Below are 3,038 nucleotides of genomic sequence, written 5' to 3' on the forward strand. Positions count from 1 at the left end.
GACAGGCGCAGCACGCCTTGTTCGGCTTCCTGGCCAACTCGTCGCTGATCATCTTCGACGGCATCTATGGGTTGATCGACGTGGTGATGACCTGGCTGTCGCTGCTGGTGGTGCGGCTGATCAGCCTGTCGACCAACGTGGACACCCTGCAGTCGCGCTTGAACCAGCGCTTCACCATGGGTTTCTGGCACCTGGAACCAATCGTACTGGGGGTGAGCGGCACGCTGATGATCGGCGCGGCGTTGTACGCGGCGGTCAATGCGGTGGACGCGCTGATGTCGGGCGGGCGCGAGATCGCGTTGGGGCCGGCGATCCTGTTCGCGGTGCTGTCGATCATTGCCGAGATCGGGCTGGCGGTGTTCATCCGGCGGGTCAACCGCAGCATCGGCTCGGAGTTCATCGCGCTGGACGGCAAGAACTGGGTGGTGTCGGCCAGCATGTCGGCGGCCTACCTGGTCGCCTTCATCGGCGGTTGGCTGCTGGGCGGCACGCACTGGGCCTGGCTGGTGCCCTACATCGATCCGGCGATCCTGCTGGTGGTGTGCCTGTTCGTGATGGTGGCGCCGCTGGGCACGGTGCGCCAGGCGCTGTCGGACATCCTGCTGATCACCCCGGTGGACCTGCAGGCGCACGTGGATGCCGTGGCGCGCGACATCGTGGCCCGGCACGGTTTCCTGGAGTACCGCAGCTACGTGGCCAAGGTCGGGCGTGGCGAGCAGATCGAGTTGTTCTTCGTGGTGCGCGCCGACGATCCGCCGCGTGCGCTGGTGGAGTGGGACCGGCTGCGCGATGAGATCGGCGAGGCGCTGGGCGAGGAATCCACCGACCGGTGGCTGACGATCATGTTCACCACGGATCGGGAGTGGGCGATCTAAGGCGAGTAGCGCCCGCCGTCAGGCTTTTCGCTTGCGCAGGAAGATCAGGAAGCCGTCGCCGGACACCGCCGCCTGTGCCGATGCCACGATCCGGTGGGTGATGACCATGTCGGCAGGAAAATCGGCCATGACTTCGGTCTCAATGCACGAGATATCCTCGCGCCAGTCCTCGACCGACGGCGCATCGACGAAGAACACCAGTTCGAACGCCGTAACACCGTCAGGCTGGCAAGCCACGCCGACAAGCGCGGGGAACACCTCGCCCAGCAGAGCACGGTTGACGCTGAGGATGATCTGCGCGCGTAGGCTGCTGTACATCGCGTCCCTGCCTTGTCGATTGGATGGCTGCACGGTCATGTTACTCACGCAATGCGGGCAGTCACCGCGGCCTGCTTCCACTGCCGCGGCGACTGCCCGGTCTGCGCCTTGAAGGCGCGGGACAGCGCCGCTTCGCTGCCATACCCCACATCGATGGCGATGCGCTTGAGCGGCTGCCCCTTGCGCAAGGCCTGCTGCACCAGCCGCGTGCGCCAGCCCTGCAGGTAGTGGCCGGGGGTGCTGCCGATGGTGTCGCGGAAGCTGTCGGCGAATGCGCTGCGTGACATGCCGGCACGCTGCGCGAGCGATTCGAGCGTCCATTCGTCGGCCGGTGCCTCGTGCATGGCCACCAGCGCATGGCGCAGGCGCGGATGGGCCATGCCGGCGAGCAGGCCCACGCGCAGCTGGCCGCTTTCCATCAGCGCGCGCAGGATCTGGATCAGCACCACTTCAAACAGGCGGTCCAGCAGCGCCTGGCGGCCGCAGCGCTGGGCGAAGGCTTCTTCGAACAACAGCGACAGGATGGGTTGCCCGCCGTAAAGCTGGTCCAACGGCAGGCAGATGACCGGCGGCAGCGCGCTGGCCACCGGGTTGTTGCCGGCCCCCTCGAACTGCAGGTGGGCGCAGGCGAAGTCAGCGCCGCGCCCCGCATCGGTAACGAAGCGATGCGCCAGTGGACGCGGGTACAGCAGCACGCTGGGCTGGTCGATCTGCAGCACGCTGCCGTCGGCGTGCTCGACGCGCACCTGGCCCTCGCGGATGAGATGCAACTGGCCGCGTTCGCCATCGGCGGGCAGGTCATTGATGCCGCACAGCGGCCCGGCGTGGAAGACTTCAGCGTTGACCGCGAAACGGCTCAGCAAGGACTGCAGGCGATCGACCATTTTGGACTCCTGGTCAAGTTTGACAGACGAAATGTAACCCAACGTACCCCTGGACCGGTCAAAGTACACCTGCCATCTGGCCCACCCCTTTCACGCCTCAGGAGATTCCCATGTCCATCGAAAAGGTTCTGTACACCGCCACCGCCACTGCCACCGGCGGCCGCGAAGGCCACGCCACCTCGTCCGACAACGTGCTGGACGTGCAGCTGTCCACCCCGCGCGAGCTGGGCGGCGCGGGCGGCCCGGGCACCAACCCGGAACAGCTGTTCGCCGCCGGCTACTCGGCCTGCTTCCTGGGCGCACTGAAGTTCGTGGCCGGCCAGGCCAAGGTTGCACTGCCGGCCGAGACGGCGATCACCGGCAAGGTGGGCATCGGCCAGATTCCGACTGGCTTCGGCATCGAAGTGGCGCTGGAGATCTCGGTCCCGGGCCTGCCGCGCGAGCAGGTGGAAGAGCTGGTGCAGAAGGCGCACATCGTGTGCCCGTACTCCAACGCGACCCGCGGCAACATCGACGTGACGCTGACGGTTGCCTGATGCCGCAGGTGCCGTGCCGTTGCACGGTCGGCACCGATCGCACGGGTAAAAAAATGGGCGGCTGCCTGGCTCGATAGCCTGGCAACCGCCCATCCCACCGCGGTGGCTCCCGTGGGTGTGCCCGCGGGATGCGTCTTGTGTGGCGGCAACGACCCACGGTCGTTGCCTACCCGTTCGTGTTCGGGTTCATGAGGTTGCCGGCCAGCGGCCGGCGGTACCCATTATTTTTCGTTTGCGATCAGCTGCACGACGCTGGAGAAATCCAGTTTGCCGCGGCCGGCCTGGTGGTTCATCGAGTACAGGTTGCGAGCCAGTTCGCCAAGCGGGATCGAGGCACCGACGCTCATCGCCGCTTCCACCGCCAGCCCCATGTCCTTGAGCATCAGGTCGCTGCCGAAACCGCCGCTGTAGCCGCGCGAGGCGGG

5 protein-coding genes are annotated in these 3,038 nt (G+C 66.5%); 2 read left to right on the forward strand and 3 right to left on the reverse strand.

The genetic code is table 11. From position 1 onward, the window contains the following. A partial coding sequence (locus DBR34_RS06175) for a cation transporter (protein ID WP_128096129.1) occupies positions 1 to 875 on the forward strand: 875 nt, incomplete at its 5' end. Between the two features lie 18 nt (positions 876 to 893). Here DBR34_RS06175 and DBR34_RS06180 read toward each other — a convergent pair. Together DBR34_RS06180 and DBR34_RS06185 are read right to left on the reverse strand one after the other, a co-directional pair. Then, a complete protein-coding gene (locus DBR34_RS06180; RefSeq protein ID WP_219928219.1) occupies positions 894 to 1,241 on the reverse strand; it encodes a hypothetical protein in 348 nt (115 codons plus the stop codon). Then, on the reverse strand, positions 1,238 to 2,077 hold the full coding sequence (locus DBR34_RS06185; protein WP_128096131.1) for an AraC family transcriptional regulator: 840 nt from the start codon (positions 2,075 to 2,077) through the stop codon (positions 1,238 to 1,240). The genes DBR34_RS06180 and DBR34_RS06185 overlap by 4 nt, the downstream gene beginning before the upstream one ends. A gap of 110 nt (positions 2,078 to 2,187) precedes the next feature. Between DBR34_RS06185 and DBR34_RS06190 the strand changes: the two genes are divergently transcribed. Continuing rightward, complete coding sequence (locus tag DBR34_RS06190; RefSeq protein WP_128096132.1) at positions 2,188 to 2,613, forward strand: organic hydroperoxide resistance protein; 426 nt, start codon at positions 2,188 to 2,190, stop codon at positions 2,611 to 2,613. A gap of 221 nt (positions 2,614 to 2,834) precedes the next feature. Here the strand turns inward: DBR34_RS06190 and DBR34_RS06195 are convergent. Then, the coding region (locus DBR34_RS06195) for an NAD-binding protein (RefSeq protein WP_181393914.1) at positions 2,835 to 3,038 on the reverse strand (204 nt) is incomplete at its 5' end.

It is taken from the genome of Stenotrophomonas sp. HMWF003, from assembly GCF_003061285.1.
Taxonomy (GTDB): Bacteria; Pseudomonadota; Gammaproteobacteria; order Xanthomonadales; family Xanthomonadaceae; genus Stenotrophomonas; species Stenotrophomonas maltophilia_AP.